This window comes from Halomonas sp. LES1, assembly GCF_031846005.1.
GTDB lineage: Bacteria > Pseudomonadota > Gammaproteobacteria > Pseudomonadales > Halomonadaceae > Halomonas.
Genome location: NZ_JAVRGC010000003.1, coordinates 439,526 through 456,644, shown reverse-complemented (window position 1 = coordinate 456,644; position 17,119 = coordinate 439,526). Strand labels below are relative to the sequence as shown.

The 17,119-nt window shown below is 64.4% G+C and carries 17 protein-coding genes; 6 read left to right on the top strand and 11 right to left on the bottom strand.

The genetic code is table 11. The features are described from left to right. Window positions 1-64 precede the first annotated feature (64 nt). From lgt to RM463_RS09435, 4 genes are all read left to right on the top strand, one after another. The gene (lgt, locus tag RM463_RS09450) at window positions 65-865 is read left to right on the top strand and encodes a prolipoprotein diacylglyceryl transferase (RefSeq protein ID WP_195687057.1); all 801 of its coding nucleotides are present in this window, start codon (window positions 65-67) and stop codon (window positions 863-865) included. 21 nt (window positions 866-886) lie between these two features. After that, entirely contained in the window at window positions 887-1,297 is a 411-nt protein-coding gene (locus RM463_RS09445; RefSeq protein ID WP_229332848.1) for a cation transporter, read from the top strand. A 46-nt stretch (window positions 1,298-1,343) separates the two neighbouring features. After that, entirely contained in the window at window positions 1,344-1,817 is a 474-nt protein-coding gene (locus RM463_RS09440; RefSeq protein WP_195687058.1) for a hypothetical protein, read from the top strand. A gap of 135 nt (window positions 1,818-1,952) precedes the next feature. Continuing rightward, window positions 1,953-3,293 (top strand): APC family permease, encoded by a 1,341-nt coding sequence (locus tag RM463_RS09435; RefSeq protein ID WP_311429832.1) that lies wholly within the window; start codon window positions 1,953-1,955, stop codon window positions 3,291-3,293. A 213-nt stretch (window positions 3,294-3,506) separates the two neighbouring features. Here the strand turns inward: RM463_RS09435 and RM463_RS09430 are convergent, their stop codons facing one another. The 11 genes from RM463_RS09430 to RM463_RS09380 all read right to left on the bottom strand — a co-directional run bounded on the left by RM463_RS09430 (window position 3,507) and on the right by RM463_RS09380 (window position 14,369). After that, window positions 3,507-4,952 carry an aldehyde dehydrogenase family protein gene (locus tag RM463_RS09430; protein ID WP_311429831.1) on the bottom strand — a complete coding sequence of 482 codons (1,446 nt, stop codon included), beginning with the start codon at window positions 4,950-4,952 and terminating at the stop codon, window positions 3,507-3,509. Beyond that, entirely contained in the window at window positions 4,952-5,692 is a 741-nt protein-coding gene (locus RM463_RS09425; RefSeq protein WP_311429830.1) for an ABC transporter permease subunit, read from the bottom strand. The genes RM463_RS09430 and RM463_RS09425 overlap by 1 nt, the downstream gene beginning before the upstream one ends. A 2-nt stretch (window positions 5,693-5,694) precedes the next feature. Next, entirely contained in the window at window positions 5,695-6,402 is a 708-nt protein-coding gene (locus RM463_RS09420; RefSeq protein WP_195687351.1) for an ABC transporter permease, read from the bottom strand. A gap of 79 nt (window positions 6,403-6,481) precedes the next feature. After that, window positions 6,482-7,255: a transporter substrate-binding domain-containing protein gene (locus RM463_RS09415; RefSeq protein ID WP_229332882.1), complete on the bottom strand. Its 774-nt coding sequence runs from the start codon at window positions 7,253-7,255 to the stop codon at window positions 6,482-6,484. 32 nt (window positions 7,256-7,287) lie between these two features. Then, window positions 7,288-8,085 (bottom strand): amino acid ABC transporter ATP-binding protein, encoded by a 798-nt coding sequence (locus RM463_RS09410; RefSeq protein WP_229332881.1) that lies wholly within the window; start codon window positions 8,083-8,085, stop codon window positions 7,288-7,290. Next, window positions 8,082-9,308: a pyridoxal phosphate-dependent aminotransferase gene (locus RM463_RS09405; RefSeq protein ID WP_195687350.1), complete on the bottom strand. Its 1,227-nt coding sequence runs from the start codon at window positions 9,306-9,308 to the stop codon at window positions 8,082-8,084. Before RM463_RS09405 ends, RM463_RS09410 begins: the two co-directional genes overlap by 4 nt. 25 nt (window positions 9,309-9,333) lie before the next feature. Next, window positions 9,334-10,065: a class II aldolase/adducin family protein gene (locus RM463_RS09400; RefSeq protein WP_195687360.1), complete on the bottom strand. Its 732-nt coding sequence runs from the start codon at window positions 10,063-10,065 to the stop codon at window positions 9,334-9,336. Between the two features lie 11 nt (window positions 10,066-10,076). Next, entirely contained in the window at window positions 10,077-11,015 is a 939-nt protein-coding gene (locus RM463_RS09395; RefSeq protein ID WP_195687349.1) for a glycine betaine ABC transporter substrate-binding protein, read from the bottom strand. A gap of 38 nt (window positions 11,016-11,053) precedes the next feature. Continuing rightward, window positions 11,054-12,655, bottom strand: a complete 1,602-nt coding sequence (locus RM463_RS09390) for a 5-guanidino-2-oxopentanoate decarboxylase (protein WP_311429829.1) — start codon at window positions 12,653-12,655, stop codon at window positions 11,054-11,056. Further along, window positions 12,652-13,254 carry an HD domain-containing protein gene (locus RM463_RS09385; RefSeq protein WP_195687347.1) on the bottom strand — a complete coding sequence of 201 codons (603 nt, stop codon included), beginning with the start codon at window positions 13,252-13,254 and terminating at the stop codon, window positions 12,652-12,654. Before RM463_RS09385 ends, RM463_RS09390 begins: the two co-directional genes overlap by 4 nt. Further along, window positions 13,251-14,369 (bottom strand): TauD/TfdA family dioxygenase, encoded by a 1,119-nt coding sequence (locus tag RM463_RS09380; protein ID WP_311429828.1) that lies wholly within the window; start codon window positions 14,367-14,369, stop codon window positions 13,251-13,253. Before RM463_RS09380 ends, RM463_RS09385 begins: the two co-directional genes overlap by 4 nt. A gap of 101 nt (window positions 14,370-14,470) precedes the next feature. Between RM463_RS09380 and RM463_RS09375 the strand changes: the two genes are divergently transcribed. Together RM463_RS09375 and RM463_RS09370 are read left to right on the top strand one after the other, a co-directional pair. Then, on the top strand, window positions 14,471-15,475 hold the full coding sequence (locus tag RM463_RS09375; protein WP_195687345.1) for a GlxA family transcriptional regulator: 1,005 nt from the start codon (window positions 14,471-14,473) through the stop codon (window positions 15,473-15,475). Window positions 15,476-15,572: 97 nt separating this feature from the next. Further along, window positions 15,573-17,060, top strand: a complete 1,488-nt coding sequence (locus RM463_RS09370; RefSeq protein ID WP_311429827.1) for an MFS transporter — start codon at window positions 15,573-15,575, stop codon at window positions 17,058-17,060. Window positions 17,061-17,119: the final 59 nt, after the last annotated feature.

The following is a 17,119-nucleotide window of genomic DNA, read 5'->3' as shown; positions in this document are numbered from 1 at the left end:
GCAGCCAACCCGCTGGTGTAACGTCGAACGGTTCGTAGAGGCTTGAAGTCGCGAGGAAATCGCCATGATTGCGTACCCACAAATCGATCCAGTGGCATTCTCCCTCGGACCGGTACAGCTTCACTGGTATGGCCTGATGTACGTGGTGGGGCTGACGACTGCATGGTGGCTGGGGCGGCGGCGAGCAAACCGCCTCGGCCTGACCCACGATGATATCGGTGATCTGATCTTCTACGGCGCTCTGGGCGTCATCATCGGGGGCCGACTGGGCTTTGTGCTGTTCTATGGTCTCGATCAGCTGCTGACCAACCCCTTGTGGCTGTTCAAGGTCTGGGAAGGAGGCATGAGTTTCCATGGGGGCCTTGTCGGTGTTCTGATAGCCGCGTGGCTGTTCGCTCGACGTCACCGCCTGGCCTACCTTCAGCTGACCGATTTCATCGCTCCGCTGGTGCCGATCGGTCTGGGTGCCGGGCGTCTGGGCAACTTCATCACTCACGAGTTGCCGGGGAGGGCCAGCGAAGTGCCTTGGGCGATGGTCTTTCCGCCCATGTTGGGTTTGGGTTCCGAGCCGCGCCACCCATCAGCACTCTACGAGTTTGCCCTGGAGGGAGTGGTGCTGTTTGCCGTGCTGTGGTGGCTGTCACGGAAACCGCAATCGCAAGGACTTATCTCGGGGCTATTCTTGCTCCTATACGGCATCTTCCGCTTCATCGTGGAGTTTGTGCGCCTGCCCGATCCTCAGCTGGGTTTCATCGCCTTTGGTTGGTTCACCATGGGGCAGCTGTTGACGTTGCCAATGTTGGCAGCAGGAGCGTTTCTGGTCATTGCTGCACATCGTCGCGAACAACAAATGGTCGCCTCATGATGAATTCGATGCACGAGCACCATGCTGGACATGGCGATAGCATTGCCAAAGGCTGAAATGCCAACGACATTGAACTTTAAGGGGGTTGTCATGAAACAACATCGAGAACACCGGTTAGGAGTATCTGAAGTCAATCTAGTGACTCGTCACTTGAAGCTCTATTCCAGCGACCTGAATGCGGTTCACGCGGCTGTAGTGGATATCGATGGGCTATACGGGCTCGACAGTGTTTCGTTCGATGAGAAGAAACGAAAGCTTCACCTGGCCTATGATGCCACACGTCTCTGCCTCGACTGCGTTGAAGATATCCTTGACAAACATGCGGTCGAAATGAGTCGTGACTGGTGGAACCGCTTCAAGGAGGAGCATTATCGGTTTGTCGATCAGAATGTGAAGGACAATGCCAATAAGGAGCCTTGGAGCTGTCATTGAATGGCAGTCATGACCTTGCACGGGCTAGCCTTAGGGTGAACGCTGCATGAAGCTACGCTCATTCCGTTCGGCCCCGGAGCCTCATGTTGCGCTTTTTGCCTTTCTGCTGAATCTGCCTTGGGAGTTTCTACAGGTTCCGTTGTATGCGGGCATGCCTGCGATGCCACATTGGGAAGCCGTGCAGACTTGTACCCAGGCGGCGCTTGGCGATGTGGTAATTGCGTTGATGGCGTATTGGTCGGTGGCTGTATGGCGTCGACGTCGTGACTGGCTTCGGGGCTATGGGGCCAAGGAGTGCTTGGGCTTCGTGCTGCTGGGTGTCGGGATCACGGTGGCGATGGAGTGGTACGCGACGCTGGTCAGTCAACGCTGGGAGTATGCACCGCTAATGCCCCGCGTGCCGTGGTTGGGCACGGGCCTCTCGCCGTTGCTCCAATGGTTGATCTTGCCGCCGCTGATGTTGTGGATGTCGCGCCGTCATCGGCTAGGAGCTGAAACTGTATCCAAACAGAGGATTTGACTATCGGGTGGCACATAGGTTCTACACTTCGATCCTATATCTGCCAATGCAAACTCTACTCTTCGTCAGCGTGAGAGTGTCGGAATGTCAAGAGGGCGCTGAGTAGGGTCCGGTTTCATGATCCCAAGGAGAGAGATGATGGAGTCACTGGATAGAACCCCACAGTATGAGCAGAATAGCCTTTCTCTGATTGGTGCGATTGCCTTAGGTACCGGGGTCATGATTGGCGCTGGTATTTTTGCCTTGACGGGACAGATGGCCGAGATGACGGGAGAACTTTTCCCATTAGCCTTCTTGTCAGCGGCACTCATCGTCTCCTTCAGTGCTTATTCCTATGTGAAACTGTCCAATGCCTACCCGTCAGCTGGTGGTATTGGCATGTACCTCCAAAAAGCCTATGGGCCGACGCTGACCACCGCTTTTCATGCGCTTCTAATGTATTTTTCCATGGTGATAGCGCAAAGCTTCTTAGCGAGAACCTTCGGGTCCTACACGCTAGAGCTTTTCGATGTGAGGGATAGGTCGCTGCTTGTTCCCCTATTGGGTGTTGCGTTGCTGATATCCGCTTTTTTACTTAACCTCTCTGCCAACAAGATGATCCAGGGGGTTGCGTCAGTACTCGGGTTCATAAAAATTGGTGGGATCATCTTGTTTGGGGTCGTTGGTGTCATAATTGCCGACTCGGTCGGCATGGAAACCTCGGTGTCGGCGCCCGAGGGGTCTCTTGCAGGCTTTCTGGGAGCAACCGCGTTGGGAATCCTGGCCTTCAAGGGATTTACAACGATCACCAACAGTGGTTCAGAGATAAAAGATCCCCACCGCAACGTCGGCAGGGCGATCATGATATCTATCGGTCTTTGCGTCGTGATCTATGCGCTGGTGGGGTTGGCCGTTGCGAGTAACCTGTCCCTCTCGGAAATCATCGAAACTAAAGATTATTCACTTGCGGCTGCAGCGCGGCCGGCTCTTGGAGAGGCCGCCGTTTGGTTCACCGTCATCCTCGCCATGCTTGCTACCGCGGGGGGCATCATTGCCAGTATATTTGCGGTCTCTCGCATGTTGGCGATGCTGACGGAGATGAAGCTAGTGCCACATCGCCACTTTCATATGCCAGGCAGTATCCAGAAGCATACCTTGGTCTATACAGTTGTGCTTGGCTTGATCTTGACGGCATTCTTTGATCTTAGTCGTATCGCTGCGCTTGGCATCATTTTCTATTTAATTATGGATATAGGTATCCATTGGGGAGTGTTGCGTCATCTGCGTAAGGAAATTGAAGCAAGCGCAACCGTGATAGTGATTGCAATACTTCTGGATATGGTCGTGTTGGCAGGTTTTCTGTGGGTAAAGGCTACGACAGATTATTTGGTATTAATTGTTGCTCTTGTCGTGATGGCGGCTATCTTGCTTGCCGAGCGATTCTTTCTGTCTCGTACAGGGGATTCTGTTTCAAACGAGAAGACTCATTCTCATTGAAGTTTCAGGTTTGCCTGTCTCGGCTCCGTCTCATGACTGGAGGCCAAAAGTCTCCCGGTATGCCACAAGACGGGGCAACACTACCAAGGCGCCTGGCGGCCCCAATCGCGATGCAGAGCATCCCTTCTACAACCTGAATCACTGTAATGTGCGAAGAATCTCTATTTCGCCAGGGCAGCCTCTGCGCCGAGAGGGCGCGAGGGGCCACCAGGTTCAGCGAGGAACCGGGCGGGTGATGCGCTTGGTCTCGAGATATGCCTCCAGGCCCTCCTGGCCCAGCTCCCGGCCGATGCCGCTGCGCTTCATGCCTCCCCAGTTGCCCTGGGGAGGCGCCAGCTGGTCGCTGTTGCACCAGATATTGCCCGCCTCCAGTCGCCGAGCGATGGTGTCGGCGCGGTCCGGATCTCCCGATACCACGGTGGCTGCAAGGCCGTAGTCGCTGTCATTGGCCAGCGAGACCGCCTCCTCGTCGCTGGCAACCCGGCGCGCGCAGAGCACGGGGCCGAATATCTCCTCCCGCCACAGCTGGCTGGTCGTGGGAACATCCCGATATAGCCGAGGCGATACGAAGCATCCGCGCTCGGGCATGGGCGGCGTGGGTGTCTCGCTGTGAAGCCCCTCCGCCTCGGCCTGGGCCAGATAGCGGTTGACCCGCTCCTGCTGGCTGGCATTGACCAGGGGCCCCAGGGTGGTTTCTTCTGCGAGGGGGTCCCCCGGCTGAAGCTCCGCCATGGCGGCATCGACGGCAGCGTAGAGCCGGTCTGCCAGGCGCTCGTGGACGATCAGGCGGCTGGTGGCCGAGCACATCTGGCCGGCGTTGTAACAGATGCCGGCGATCACCAGGTCACGGGCGAGGGTCAGGTCGGCATCCTCGGTGACCACGATCGGCGACTTGCCGCCGAGCTCCAGCGAGACCGGCCGCACGCCGCTGGCGGCGGCCCGCATCACGGCTTCGCCCACCGGATTGCTGCCGGTAAAGGAGAGCTTGTCGATGCCGGGGTGCTGACTCAGGGGCGCGCCGATCCCCTGGCCATCGCCATTCAGCAGGTTGAACACCCCGGGTGGCAGGCCGGCCTCCAGCACGATCTTGCACAGTACCTGCTCCGGCAGGGGCACTACTTCCGTGGGCTTGAACACCACCGTGCAGCCGGCAGCGAGTGCCGGCGCCAGCTTCCAGGCACTGCTGACCAGGGGAAAGTTCCAGGGCGTGATAAGGCCGGCGACCCCGACCGGCTCCCAGTAGCGATAGGCCGCCAGTCCCGGCTGGCCGACATCCTCGCGGCGGCCCTGGCGCTCGCCCAGGGCCGCCGCCGCTTCCGCGTAGTAGCGATAGCAGTCGATGGCATCGTCGAGGTCCTGGCGTGCCTCGCTCAGCGGCTTGCCGTTGTTGCGGCTCGATAGCGTGGCCAGCGTTTCGCGACGCCGCTCGAGCCCCGCGGCGATGGCCGCGAGCCGCTCGCCGCGCCGGGCCGCCGGCGTGGCACGCCAGCCGGGAAGGGCCCGCCGAGCGGCGGCTACGGCGGCGTCCACATCGGCCGGGTCGCCGCCTGTTATCTCGCCCAGCGGTGTCTCGTGATAGGGGTCGACGATCGTCAGCCGGGTGCCGCCGCGGCTGGGAACCCATTGGTTATCGATAAACTGCTCGTTCAGGCGTTGCATCAGTGGACTCCTGTTCCGTGCGTGGTCAGCCAGCGTCGACGAGTCGGCTGCATGCCGGGAAAGTTAAGCTCGACCAGGCGAAGCATCAGCGTCAGCACCACGGTGGTGGCGAGATAGATACCCGCGATCAGCATCAGTGGCTCGTAGACCAGGAAGGTCTCGTCGCGAATGATATTGGCGGCCTGCAGCAGGTCCATCAGGGCGATAGTGGAGACCAGCGGGATCGACTTGAGCAGCAGGATCATCTCCCCGGTGAGCGTGGGCAGACAGAGCTGTAGGGCCCGGGGGAGCCATAGCCGAACGAGAACCTGGAAGGGCGACAGCCCGAAGGCGCGGCCAGCCTCCAGCTCACCACGCGGCACGCTCTGCATGGCGCCGCGGATGACCTCGCCGGAGTAGGCGCCGACGCTCAGGATGAAGGTCAGCGCGCCGAAGAAGAAGGGGTCACGTAGCAGCGGCCACAGCACGCTCTCGCGGATGCCGGGCACACCCTCCAGCAGGCGCCCTACGCCGTAATAGAAGAAGAACAGTTGCACCAGCAGCGGGGTGCCGCGGATCACGGTAGTAAATAGCGAGGTTAGCCAGGCCAGGGGGCGCGGGCCGCGCAGTCGGGCCAGAGCGACTCCCACGGCGAGCAGCAGGCCACCTACCGCTGACACCAGCAGTAGCCATAGCGTATTGACGAAGCCTTCCCACAGATAGCCTTGATAGAAGGGATCGCTCAGCCAGGAAAAGTCCATACTCAGGCCTCCGTGGGTTGGCCGCGGCGCACGTAGCGCTCGAGGCGAGCGAACAGCGCTGTCGAGCTTACCGTCATCAATAGATAGATGACGCCGGCGGCGGCATAGAAGAGGAAGTAGGCGCGGCTGCTGGCGGCGGCCTGTTGCACCGTGAAGAACAGCTCATTGAAGCCGATCACGCTGATCAGGGCGGTGTCCTTGATCAGTATCAGCCACAGGTTGGACATGCCGGGCAGGGCATTGGGCAGCATGCTCGGCAGCACGATGCGGTGGAAACGATCCCAGCGCGAGAAGCCGAAGGCATCGGCGGCCTCCAGCTGGCCCCGCGGAATGGCCAGGATGGCACCGCGGAACACTTCGGTCATGTAGGCGCCCTGAACGAAGGCCAGCACGCCGACGGCGGTGGCGAAGCCGGTTATCTGAACGGCGCCCTCCATGCCCAGGCGGGCCAGCAGGCCGTCCAGTGCCTGAGCCCCGGCGTAGTAGAGCAGGATGATCAGCAGCAGTTCGGGAATCGCCCGAATCAGGGTGGAGTAGGCGGTGGCCAGAGCGCGCAGGGGCGGCCAGGGGCTAAGCTTGGCGCCGGCGCCCAGCAGGCCCAGCAGCAGGCCGATGGCGTAGGCCAGCACGGCGATCTGTACCGTGGTCAGAGCCCCGCTCAGGATGGGGCCGGCCCAGTCGACCAGCCCCTCCGGTGTCATCGAAGTCATGGTCGAGGTTTTCCTTGGTCACGCAACAAGAGTGCCCCGGCGCTGCCGGCGCCGGGGGAAGGACAGCGGCATCGGTGGCTCAGTCGTAGACGCAGACGTCGGTGCCCAGGTACTGCTCGGAGAGGCTGGCGCAGGTGCCGTCCTCTATCACCGCGGCGATGGCCTGGTTGAGGGCCACCTCAAGCTCGTCGTCTTCCTGGCGCAGGCCGATGCCGACGCCCTCGCCGTAGGCCGCGTGGTGAGGTGCGGTGGCTTTCATTTCGAACTCCTCGGCCTCGTCGCGGGCCAGGAACTGGGCCATGGCGATCTGGTCGGCGAGGATCACGTCCAGGCGACCGGAGAGCAGGTCGTTGTTGACCTGCTCCGCCTGGTCATAGAGGCGGATATCGACGCCGTTGTCGCGCAGTGCGCGACGCGCATAGGTGGCGTTGGTGGTGGCGGACTGCACGCCCATTACCAGGCCGTCGAGATCGTCGGGGGGTGTCAGCGAAAGGTCGCTGGCGGCGACATAGGCACCCGGCGTGAAGTAGTAGGGGCGGGTGAAGTCGATGACCCGCTGGCGCTTCTCGGTGATCGACATCGAGTTCATGATCATGTCGATGCGCCCGGCCTTGAGCGAGGGGATGATGCCGCTCCAGCCCGTCGGTGTGATCTCGCACTGCCGATCCATGGCGTCACAGATCTCGCGGGCCAGCTCCACCTCGAAGCCGCTCCAGTCGCCGCTGGCGGCCTTGAAGCTGAAGGGCGGATAGGGTTCGCCGGAGATGCCGATCTTGAGCGGGTCGGCGGCCTGGGTGGCCTGGGCGAGGCCGAAGGCGGTCGCGGCGGTTGCTATCATCATCGAGACTTTCATGGGGGTCTCCTGTCGTTATTGTGGGAACGCCATCAGGCGGCGGGGGCGACGAACTGACTGCAGCGCGGATCCTCGAATACGGCTTCCGGCGTACCCGAAGCCGCGATGCGGCCCTGGTCGAGGTAGACCAGCTGGTCCGACACCTCGCGGGCGAAGTGCATCTCGTGGGTGACCAGCAGCATGGTGCGGCCCTCGTCGGCGAGGCCGCGGATCACGCCGAGCACCTCGTTGACCCGCTCGGGGTCCAGTGCCGAGGTGGGCTCGTCGAACAGCAGCAGGCGCGGCTCCATGGCCAGGGCCCGGGCGATGGCGACTCGCTGCTGCTGGCCCCCGGAGAGGAAGGCGGGGTAGGCATCGCGGCGGTCGGCCATGCCGACCCGCTCGAGATAGTGTTCACCCAGCGCGGTGGCTCGCCGGCGGGAGAGTCCCTTGACCCGCATGGGGGCCTCGATGACGTTGCCGAGTACGGTCAGGTGGGGCCAGAGGTTGAACTGCTGGAAGACCATGGTGACCTTGGCCCGCAGCCGCTGGAGCTGTTGGCGATCGAGCCCGGTGATATCGCCCTCGGGGTTGCGGGTGAAGCGAATCGCCTCGTCGGCGATGGCCAGTTCGCCCTGGTCGGGGCGCTCGAGCAGGTTCATGCAGCGCAGCAGGGTGCTCTTGCCCGAGCCACTGGCGCCGATGATGGAGGTGACGGTGCCTTCGGCCACCTCGAGGGAGACGCCCTTGAGCACCTCCAGCTCGCCGAAATGCTTGATCAGTTGATGGGCCGCCACCGCCGGGGCGGTGGTGGTGCGGTCAGGGAAAGCGGCATTGAGCGATGATGTCATAGGCAATCGGCCTCCGTGGCCGGGGTCGGTGGCAGGGCATGCGGATCGCGCTCGCACAGGGCGCGTTCCGCGAAGGAGGCCAGCCGTCGGCTGGCGGCGGCGAGACGCTCGGCGTCCACCGTCAGGCCGAGGCGCACGAAGCCGGCTGCCGAGGGGCCGAACGCCTCGCCGGAAAGCACCGAGATGCCCTCTTCATCGAGCAGACGGTCGGCGAATGCCTGGGAGGAGAGGCCGGTGGCGCGGATATCCACCATCAGGAACATGCCCGCCGGGGGGCGAACCGCGGTGACCGCCGGGCACTCGGCCAGGGCCTCGCAGACGACATCGCGGCGAGTCCGGTAGGTCTCGCGCATCTCCGCCAGCTCATGGGGAGGCGTCTTCAGGGCATCGCAGGCGGCGTCCTGAATGAAGTCGGGGCAGCCGTAGAGCATGCACAGGGCCAGATGACTCAGATGCTGGATCAGCGCTTCCGGCCCCAGCACCCAGCCCAGGCGCCAGCCGGTCATGGCGTGGGACTTGGACAGGCTGCTGACCACCACGCTGCGTTCCGCCATGCCGGGCAGTCCGGCGGGACAGAGGTGCTCGCCCTCGAAGATCAGCTCGGCGTAGACCTCATCGGAGATCAGCCACAGGTCGTGGCGGCGGCATAGCTCAGCGATGGCGGCCCAGGTGTCGGCGTCGATCAGCTGCCCGCTGGGGTTGTGGGGGCTGTTGAGCAGCAGGGCCCGGGTACGCGGGGTGATCGCCGCCTCCAGCGCGGCGGGATCGAGGCGGAAGCCCGCCTCGCCATCCATTGGCACCTGTACCATCTCGGCGCCGGTGGCGCGCAGCACCGCCTCGTAGGTGACGTAGCAGGGCTCGGGGACCAGCACCTCGTCGCCGGGATCCAGCAGGCACTGGGCGGCGGCGTAGAGGCCGCACTGGGCACCGGCCGTGACGATGAGGTTGTCGGGGCCGACCTCTAGCCCCTGGCGGCGGTAGTCATCGGCGATGGCCTGACGCAGTGCCAGCTTGCCTTGCACATCCGAGTAGTGGGTGGCGCCACCGCGCAGGCTGGTCACCGCGCTCTCGACGATCGCACCCGGGGTAGCGAAGTCCGGGTCGCCCACCGAGAGGATGGTGATATCGTCGCCATTGGCCTGACGCGCCAGGGCGCGGTAGTGGATGTCCCAGGCCGCGGCGCCTTCGCCGGCGATTCGGTCGGTCAGTTGTGAGTAGCGCATTTCGGTCTCGTTATTGTCGGTCGGGCTAGAGGGTCTGCAGGTCTGCTGGTGTGTGGTCGGCGAGCCGTCGGCACTCGGCCTGCCAGGCGCGGCCGAGGCCTGCGGGGCTATCGGCCCAGGCCTCGTACTGGCGGGCGACATGCTCGGCCATCGCTGAGGAGGCCATCCGCAGCGGTCGGCCGGTGGCCTGGGCGGCCAGCTGGGCCTGGCAGCTGCGCTCCAGGTCACGCATCACTAGGAAGGCCTCGCCGACGCTGCGCCCGCAGGTCAGCAGGCCGTGCTGGCGCAGGATCATCGCGCGGTGGGGACCGAGGTCGGCGGCCAGGCGCTCGCGCTCGTCGAGGTCCAGGGCGATGCCCTCATAGTCGTGATAGGCCAGCCGGTCGTGGAACTGCAGCGCCCACTGGTTGAGCGGCAGCAGACCCTCCTCCAGGCACGACAGGGCGACGCCGGCGACGGTATGGGTATGCAGCACACAGACGACCTCGGGGCGGGCGTCGTGGAGCGCGCTATGGATGGTGAAGCCGGCCGGGTTGATGCCCAGCCCGGTGGGGTCGTCGAGCACCTCGCCATCGCCACTCACCGTGACCAGGTTGTCCTCTCGCACCTCCTCGAAGCGCAGCCCGAAGGCGTTGAGCAGGAAGCGGTCGTCGCTCAGGCGTGCGGAGACATGGGTGGAGATGCCATCGTCCATGCCGTCCAGCGCGATCAGCCGGTAGGCGGCGGCCAGGTCGCGGCGGATGGCGAGTTCGTCCATTTGGTGGCCGCTCACAGGCTCTGCTCCACGGCACTCAGGGCGCTGTCGCCGTCGCGGGTGGTCACGCCCTCCAGGAAGGTGGCGACGCGCTCGGGGTGGTTGACCAGCCAGTCGTGAGCCACCTCCTCGAGGTCGCCGTTTTCCAGGCTGTAGGCGCGAATGAACTCGCTCTGCTCGTCGGCCGAGAGCACGAACTGATCGAGCAGCCTGAGCATGTTGGGGTTGGCCTCCGCGTAGGTCTTGGAGACGATGGTCTTGACGTCGCTGCTGCCGTTGTCGTCGCCGTAGACCCCCTCTGAGTCGTCGAGGATACGGGTATCGTACTCCGGCACCATCCAGTGAGGCGTCCAGCCGTAGAAAAGGATCCAGCGCTCCTCCTGTACGGCCCCCTTCACCTCGCTGAGCATGCCGGGCGTCGAGGAGGGCTTGCCCTCCCAGTCCCCCAGCCCGTGAACGTCGGCGTCGATGGCAGCATTGAGCATGTCGGTGACCGTGGAGCCGTTCTCGATGCTGTAGACGCGGTAGTCGAAGCGCTCGGCGATCTCCGGATCGGCCAGCTGCTCGGCATTGGTGATACCGGCATCGGCGACGTAGCCGGGTACCGCGAAGCCCATGCGCGCGCCGTTGACGTTATTGCCCAGGTCGACGATGGCGCCATTCTCCATGGCGGCGTCGTAGCTCTCCTGCTGGGCGGGCAACCAGCCGGCCAGGAAGGCGTCGGCCTCGCCACTCTGCAGGACCTGGTAACCGACCGTGGAGCTGACCTCCAGGGCGTCGACCCGGTACCCCAGGGGCTCGGCGAGCTGTGCGAAGATTTCTGACTTGACCGTGATGCCGGGCCAGGGTGGCGCGACCAGACGCAACTCCTCGTTGACGTCCTGTGTCGCCTGGGCCGACAGAGGTAGCAGACCGGCGAAAGCCAGGCTGGTGACTAGGGTCGTGTTACGCATGTCAGGTCTCCTCAAGTGTTATTGGGTAGCGTCTCGGGTTACAGGGCGGCGACCCAGGCCGTGGCATCCACCTCGATCAGCAGGGGTGAATCATCCGCGCCGAGCTCTGCCAGGGCCTGCCCCAGGGCGGCGGGGTCACCCACGCTCCGGTAGCGGCACGCGTAGCCGGAGGCCAGCGCCTCGAAGTCCGGGGCGGCCAGGTCGACCCCGAGATGGGGTACCTCGCTCATCGACATGTAGCGCCGAATCTCGTCATAACCGTCGTTGTTCCAGATCACCACGGCCACGGCGCGACCGAGGTCGCGGGCGGTGCCGAGCTCGCCGAGCACGAACTGGAGCCCGCCGTCGCCGATCAGTGCCACCACCGGGTGTTGCGGCTGGGCCAGGGCGGCTCCCAGGGCGGCGGGCAGACCGTAGCCGAGGGTGCCGAAGCCGGTGGCGGCATTGAACCAGCGTCGCGGGGCCGGCAGCGAGGCCAGGAAGTTGCCGGCATAGACCGGGCCGGTGGAGTCGCCGACCACGATGGCCTCGGGAAGCACCTCGCGCAGAGTGGCGTAGAGCGGCACATAGGGGGCGAGTTCCGGGTCGTCGGCGAGTGCCAGCTCGTGGCGTACGGCGGCGGCCCGGGCTGCACCGTCGCGGCGGGTGGCTGCCGGCAGATGCTCGAGCAGTCCGTTCATCGCCTGGCCGGCCTCGGCCAGGATGGCCAGGTCGGCGGCCTGGTTACGGCCCAGTTGCTGGGGGTCGATATCGATGCGAATCAGCCGGCCATCGAGCCGGAAGCCCTCATCGGTGTACATGTCGTAATCGGTTTCGCCCAGCTCGGTACCGATCGCCACGACCACGTCGGCCTGGGAGGCCAGTCGGCGCGCGGCGGGCAGGCTCGCGGTAGCCCCCAGATCGAGAGGGTGGTCGAGGCCCAGCACACCCTTGGCGTTGATGGTGGTAAGGGCCGGGGCATCGAGGTGCTCGACCAGTCGACGGGCGGCCTTCGGCGAGGCGGCGGTGCCGCCCCCGAGAAGCAGCAGCGGACGCTGCGCGGTAGCCAGCCACTCGGCGGCCATCTCCAGCGCGGCGGGGGCCGGGGCCGGCGGGAAGGTCCGTGCCGGAACGGCAGCTGTCTGCGGCGCCGGGGCGGTCATCACATCCAGCGGAATCTCGATATGCACCGGGCCCGGCCGTGCGGAGGCGAAGATCGCGAAGGCGCGGTTCAGGACCTCGGGCAGCGCTGCCGGGTCGAGGAGGGTGTGGCTGAAGAGGCTGACGCCGGCCAGGGTCTGACTCTGGTGTGGCATCTCGTGCAGCCGCCCCTGGCCGCGACCCAGGGTATGGCGCTGATTGACGCTGGAGATCACCAGCATCGGCACCGAATCGGCCAGGGCCTGGCCCATGGCGGTGGCGATATTGGTCATGCCCGGGCCGGTGATGATGAAGCAGGCCGCCGGCTTGCCGCTGGCCCGGGCATAGCCGTCGGCCATGAAGCCGGCCCCCTGCTCATGGCGCGGAGTGACATGCTGGATCCGGCCTTGGCCCAGCGCACGGTAGAACTCGACGGTGTGTACCCCGGGGATGCCGAAGGCGGTGTCGACACCATGCGCCTCGAGAAGGCTCAAGAGCTGCTGAGCACAGGTCTGGCTCATTGCGGCGTCTCCTCGGGCAGTGACTCCTCGGGCAGTGGCTCGGGAAGCCCGCCGTGGGGGACTCGGCCGAGTACTCTCTCCACCATCGGAATGAAGTATTCCAGGGGCAGGGTGTCGTAGTCGGGGTCGAAGCTGGCCTGGTCCCACTCGTCACAGAAACGCACGGTTCGCTCATAGGCCGGGTGGTCGCGGTACTGCTCTCGCGCGTGACGGTCCTGCCCGAAGAAGTGCCGGTAGTGATAGCCCTGAAAGAGTTCGTGGTGGCGGATCATCCACGCATTGAGCGGATCGATAAAGGGCTCGAGGATGGCCGCCGCGATATCGGCATGGTTGGCCGGTGCCAGATCGTCACCGATATCGTGGAGCAGGGCGCAGACCACCATCTCCTCATCGGCACCGTCGCGCAGTGCACGCGTTGCGGTCTGCAGGCAGTGTTCGTAGCGATCCACCGGGTAACCGTGGTGGTCGCCCGCGAGGTTGTGCAGATGGGCCAGCACCCGGCGCGGGGCATCGTCGATGTAGTCGCGAAAACGGGCGTCGATCAGGGCCCACTCGTCGCGCTGGGCCTCACCGAAGTTTCGAAAGCGAGCTTGTTTCATGCGGGCTCTCCCTTGGCCTGTGAAGTGGCGAGATGCTCTCGCAGGGTGCGGCGTCGGCTGGCGGTGCTGTCCCGGTCCACGTACCCCTGGCGCATATGGCGTACGCCGCCAGCGAGCTGAAAGGCGCTACGCCCATGGAGCAGGCGGTAGTTGTCCATGATCAACATCTGGCCGGGGTCGAGCTTGAGGTGCAGGGTCAGCTCCTCGCCGGTGATCAGCCGGTAGAAGGCCTGGCGTGCGGCGTAATAGGCCTCGAGCTCCTCGGGGGGAAGTGCAGGCACCTGCTCGGTGCGGTTGGAGTAGCGTACCCGTACCGGAGTGCCGTGGCTGTCCAGCTCGATCAACGGCCCTTCGCTCTCCAGATGGGTGTCGTCATCGTGATAACGGAAGCCGGGCGTGACCCGGGTCAGCGTGGCGTAGGCCTCGGGGTCGCGCTCGCGCAGCAGGCGAGCCGCCATGAAACCGTCGGCCAGGGTGCTGTCGCCACCATCGGCGGCATTGGTCAGACAGTGCAGCCAGATGTAGCCGGGGATGGGGTCACGATAGGGGTTGTCCGTGTGGGGCTCCAGGCCGCGCTGCGTCATGGTCAGGTCATAGGCATTGGCCACGGACTTGACGTCGGCGATGCCATCCCAGTTGGTACGGCGCAGCGGGCCGATGCGGTCGATCAGGGACTGCATCCCATCGGCCTGCGCCGGCACCCCGGAGACGATCACGAAGCCATCGCGATGGAGGGCTTCCAGCATCTCCAGAAGGGCCGAGTCATCCTCGCGGGCCGCGTCAAAGTCGGCCTGGGGAAGCGGGGCGCCGGCGGCATCCCACAGCCTTCTGGGAGGATCGCTGGGCATATCCCTGAGCAGCGTGTCGAGATCGAAGGCCGTGCGATGACCATCGCTGAAGCACAGCTGGAGCCGGTTATCGGTTACCTCCGCGGACTCGATCGACAGCGATAACGGCAGCTCCGCCGCCTCGATCAGGCGTTGGCCGGTACGTGGGTCCAGGGTGTCGGCGTCGGGGCTGCGCTCGCGCAGCCATAGGGCGGCAAACTGGCGCTGGTGTCCGTCATGCTCGATCGCCAGATGGCGGCGATTGGCAAGAGGCGTGACGTGAGTCATGGCGGTATCTCCACGGGCTGTGCTAGAGGTCGCCCTCTACCCTAAGCCTCTCTGCGGCATGCGACTTGATTAAATTGGCCATAAAGTTGACCATGTTGGCCATGTTGGATGCTGTCGAAGAGCTGTGGCCCTACCCGCGCCCCGACTCCCCTCCCTTGCTGACCCCGGAGCAGGCCGAGCACACGCTCAATGTATGGCTGGTGCCGCGCTTCTCCATGCTGACCCTGTTCTGTCTGCTGGAGCCGCTTCGGGTGGCCAATCGCTTTGGCCGCGACCTCTTTGCCTGGCGGCTGCTCTCGTCGGATGGCGAGGCGGTCGTGGCGAGCAATGGCGTGCGTATCGACGTGGATGACACCATCGCCTCCCTGGACGATGCGGCGAGGCTGATGGTGGTGTCGTCGTATGATGCAGAAGCAACGGTCAGCTTCCAGGATCGCGCCATATTGCGGCGCATTGCGGCCCATGGCGGATGGCTGGGCGGCCTGGACACGGCCCCCTTTATCCTGGCCCGGGCGGGAGTGCTCTCCGGGCATCGGGTGGCGCTTCACTGGGAGAGTGTCGCGGCCTTCCGCCGAGAATTTCCCGACCTCGAGGTCAGTCCGGGCAGCTATGAAATGGATGACACGCGCCTCACCGGGTCGGGGGGTGCCGCCGGTATCGACATGATGCTGACCTGGATCGAGCAGGCCTATGGGCCGGCGCTGGCGGATGCTGTCGGACTTCAGCTGATCCACCAGAGGCCCCGTGGGGAGGGGGAGAAACCCCAGTTGCGCTACGGTGAACTGCCGCGTGGGGTGGTCCGTGCCCTGGCGGTTATGGAGGCCAATCTCGCCAAGGCGCTGTCGATTCCCGAACTCTGTCGGCTGGTGGGACAGTCCCAGCGTCAGCTGGGACGCCTGTTCCGGCACCATTTCGGCGAAACGCCACAGCAGAGCTACCTGGGCATGCGCCTGGATCGCGCCCGCCAGCTGCTCACCGATAGCCAGTGCCTGGTGACGGAGGCGGCGCTGGCCACCGGCTTTACCCAGCCGGCACACTTCACACGAGCCTATCGTCGCCGGTTCGGCGAGGCCCCCAGTGTGACGGCAGAGCGCAGGCAGGGATGAAAGCCGACCCTGCAAGGGCGTAGCCCGCCGGCTGTGCTACGGTGTCATTGTGGCTGGAGCGCCATCACAGGTGATCAAGGGACGGAGGCTGTGATCAGTGCAGAGTCAGATGGATTCAGGGCAGGCAGGCGCCGAGGCCATTCCCGATTCGGTGCGTTGGCGTATTCTGGTGGTGCTGTTGGCCGCGATCGCCATGTCACTGATCAGTGTCAGCATCGTCAACGTCGCACTGCCTTCCATCCAGCAGGGGCTGGAAGCCAGTCAGTCCGACCTGCAGTGGGTGCTCTCCGGCTATGCGCTGACCTTCGGCGTGGTACTGGTGCCGGCCGGCCGCGCCGGCGACATCATGGGCCGTGGCGGCATCTTCATTATCGGCGTTGCGGTATTCACGGCGGCGTCCATTGCCGCGGGGCTGGCCTCGGATGCCACCTGGCTCAACGTCGCCCGCTTTGTTCAGGGCGTCGGCTCAGGGCTGCTGAACCCCCAGGGGGTGGGCATGATTCAGCAGTACTTCCGTGGCGCCGAGCGTGCCAAGGCATTCGGCTACTTCGGCAGTGCGGTGGGGGTATCGGTAGGCATCGGCCCCGTGATTGGAGGCCTGCTGATCATGCTTGGCGGCGCTGACCTGGGCTGGCGGCTGACGTTTCTGATCAACGTGCTTATCGGTATTGCCACCCTCATCATGGCCTTTGCCTGGTTTCCAAAGCCACTGTTCAATCGCGTCCCGGGGAGGACGGCAAGCGCCTCGCAGCGTGCCCTGCGCACCAGCCTGTATATGGCCCGCAAGCTGGACCCCGTTGGCTCCCTGTTGCTGGGGCTCGCCGTCTTCGCCGTGCTGTTTCCATTTATGGAGGCGCGCGCTTCGGCGCTTACCTGGCTGCTGCTGCCGCTGGGACTCATGCTTGTCGCGGCCTGGGTGCGCTGGGAGCGCTACTATGCCCGCCTGGGGCGTAGCCCCATGGTGGATCTGAATATCTTCTCCACTCACAGCTTCACCAACGGTGCGCTCATCATGACGCTCTATTTCACGGGCATGACCAGCATCTGGGTGCTGGTGGCGCTGTATCTGCAGCAGGGCCTCGGCAAGTCTGCACTCGAGGCCGGCCTGGTCGGTGTGCCGTCGGCGTTCATTTCCGCCTATGCGGCACGCTGGGCCGGTCGCCGGGTGATGAGGTACGGCCGCAGGGTGGTCATTGGCGGGCTGTTTTTTGCCATTGCCGGCCTTGCGGCGAGTATTGCGGTCATCCTGCTGCATCAAGGTGGCTATCTCAGCGTGTGGTGGTTGGTGCTGTCGCTATCGCTGATCGGGGTGGCGCAGGGCTCCGTGATCAGTCCGAACCAGACGCTGACCCTGGCAGAAGTCCCCCTGCAATATGCGGGAAGCTCCGGTGCCATCATGCAGACCGGCCAGCGTATCGGCACCTCGATCGGAATCGCCGTGATCACGGCGGCGGTATTCATGGCGCTTGGCGCGACCTCCTGGTCGATCGCCGTATCCATTGGATTTGGCTTGATCGGGCTGGTCATGTTCGGCGCCCTCGCGGTCGCGTTCAAGGATCAGCGTGACCGAGCGAGAGCCCGGTAGACCACCCATCGTAGCTAGGCATCCGGTGAGAGCACCTCGTTGACGCTAACACCCAGCAG

Excerpts from the sequence above, each read along its gene's own strand:
- RM463_RS09440 (WP_195687058.1), top strand. The coding sequence starts at position 1,344 with ATGAAGCTACGCTCATTCCGTTCGGCCCCGGAGCCTCATGTTGCGCTT.
- RM463_RS09395 (WP_195687349.1), bottom strand. The coding sequence starts at position 11,015 with ATGCGTAACACGACCCTAGTCACCAGCCTGGCTTTCGCCGGTCTGCTA.
- RM463_RS09405 (WP_195687350.1), bottom strand. The coding sequence starts at position 9,308 with ATGCGCTACTCACAACTGACCGACCGAATCGCCGGCGAAGGCGCCGCG.
- RM463_RS09375 (WP_195687345.1), top strand. The coding sequence starts at position 14,471 with ATGTTGGATGCTGTCGAAGAGCTGTGGCCCTACCCGCGCCCCGACTCC.
- RM463_RS09410 (WP_229332881.1), bottom strand. The coding sequence starts at position 8,085 with ATGACATCATCGCTCAATGCCGCTTTCCCTGACCGCACCACCACCGCC.
- RM463_RS09420 (WP_195687351.1), bottom strand. The coding sequence starts at position 6,402 with ATGACTTCGATGACACCGGAGGGGCTGGTCGACTGGGCCGGCCCCATC.
- RM463_RS09430 (WP_311429831.1), bottom strand. The coding sequence starts at position 4,952 with ATGCAACGCCTGAACGAGCAGTTTATCGATAACCAATGGGTTCCCAGC.
- RM463_RS09425 (WP_311429830.1), bottom strand. The coding sequence starts at position 5,692 with ATGGACTTTTCCTGGCTGAGCGATCCCTTCTATCAAGGCTATCTGTGG.
- RM463_RS09445 (WP_229332848.1), top strand. The coding sequence starts at position 887 with ATGCTGGACATGGCGATAGCATTGCCAAAGGCTGAAATGCCAACGACA.
- RM463_RS09385 (WP_195687347.1), bottom strand. The coding sequence starts at position 13,254 with ATGAAACAAGCTCGCTTTCGAAACTTCGGTGAGGCCCAGCGCGACGAG.
- RM463_RS09415 (WP_229332882.1), bottom strand. The coding sequence starts at position 7,255 with ATGAAAGTCTCGATGATGATAGCAACCGCCGCGACCGCCTTCGGCCTC.
- RM463_RS09380 (WP_311429828.1), bottom strand. The coding sequence starts at position 14,369 with ATGACTCACGTCACGCCTCTTGCCAATCGCCGCCATCTGGCGATCGAG.
- RM463_RS09435 (WP_311429832.1), top strand. The coding sequence starts at position 1,953 with ATGATGGAGTCACTGGATAGAACCCCACAGTATGAGCAGAATAGCCTT.
- RM463_RS09390 (WP_311429829.1), bottom strand. The coding sequence starts at position 12,655 with ATGAGCCAGACCTGTGCTCAGCAGCTCTTGAGCCTTCTCGAGGCGCAT.
- RM463_RS09400 (WP_195687360.1), bottom strand. The coding sequence starts at position 10,065 with ATGGACGAACTCGCCATCCGCCGCGACCTGGCCGCCGCCTACCGGCTG.
- lgt (WP_195687057.1), top strand. The coding sequence starts at position 65 with ATGATTGCGTACCCACAAATCGATCCAGTGGCATTCTCCCTCGGACCG.